Here is a 1,508-nt window from a genome sequence, read left to right as displayed (position 1 = left end):
GAAGTACGCGCCCGGTGCGGATCCGGTGGCCGTGACGGCTGACCAGGTCGCCGGGAATGCCTTTAAATTTCATTGTCTCCGAACCTTTGACCAAACGATATTGTTTTACTTTGCTTTTTTCGGGATAATTAAATACATTCCGAGAAAAAGAGGATATTTCTTTTTCTATTTCTTCTGGTTTTATTTCATCAGCATATTTTTCATAATACGTTTTTGGTTGAATGAATAAACCTTCTTCAAGAATACCTTCCAGTTTCCATTTACCGTACTCTCTATCGTCAACCATGTCATCATCAAAAATAGCTTCACATGCTATTGAATCGGTATCACAATATGCCACATCGCCTTTTTCTAATTGTTTAATTAAACCTCTATATAATAAAATACGCGCGTATGACGTAACGTAGGCGGCTATATGCGGCTGAATATACGGCGCTTTGCTGGGGACGGCTGCTTCAATAAATTCTTGTCCATATACAGGGTTAAATAATTCAACATAAGGATAGCCTTTTTCTTCGCATGTCTCAATTTCTGTGACAGGTAAAATCGTTTGCCGAACCCTTTGCATACCGAATTTTCCGTACAGTGCATTTTGCATTAATTTTGCAAACGTCTTTTTTGCTCCATCACTTGTATTTTTAATCTCTTCAAAATAGGAGACAAAATCTTTAAATATATAATCGGTCTTTTCAAAATAAATACATTGATGAATTTCTTTTATTTTAGCACCCATTTCTAACGCCAATTCAATTTCTTCAAACGTCCATATCCCTGAAAGGTTACCGACCGGGAAACATAATTTTTTGTACATTCTGTGAGGTAGAGGCGGTATATGTAAAGTAGTCGGTATGTGAATATCACATTCTAAAAAACCGCCGCCCTGTCTATAGCTGTACCAATATTTAAATACGTTTCGGGCTTTGTCTCCTTTATGGTGACGCGGTTTCCCTATAGGTATTGGGTTCACTTTCATAACGTACGGATATAATGAATTTACATCATAATGAAAGCCGCCATTTAATTCACTTTGAAATACTTCTGTACGTCCACCATAATATGCCTTGCGTATAAAATCCTCTGTAAACTCGCCCCATTTGCTATAACCGTAATTCGTGGAAATAGCCTTTTCATAATCTTCAGGATAATTCATTTGATATACTTTCATTGCAAGACTTGCGGTAGTAGGACATTTTAAAAATTCATGAATCGGCAAGCCGGATATTTCAATAAGCATTGTAACAATTTCATATAATGCCACACAGTCCAACCGTAAATATTCATTTAATTCAGGTTCATACGGATCGACCTTCATAAAATAATTCCCTTGGGATTCCCGGTCATCATATTTACCCGGGTCATTTGTGGGGTTTCCGTCAGCGTCAAGCGCCCATCCCAATTTCAAAATATGGTCTTTTAAATCTATTTTTGCTTTTTCTTGCGAAATATTAAAATCCTCACATATCTTTTTTAATGAACCCATTACAAGCTTTCTGGAATCATTAAAGTTA

At 36.7% G+C, this 1,508-nt stretch carries 1 protein-coding gene; it reads right to left on the bottom strand.

Translation table 11 applies throughout. From position 1 onward, the window contains the following. On the bottom strand, positions 1–1,508 hold a 1,508-nt coding region (locus tag ACFWXO_RS45525; RefSeq protein WP_380533175.1), incomplete at both ends, for a DNA polymerase.

This window comes from Kitasatospora sp. NPDC059088 (assembly GCF_042738155.1).
Taxonomy (GTDB): Bacteria; Actinomycetota; Actinomycetes; order Streptomycetales; family Streptomycetaceae; genus Kitasatospora.
This window is presented reverse-complemented; position numbering and strand designations above follow the sequence as displayed.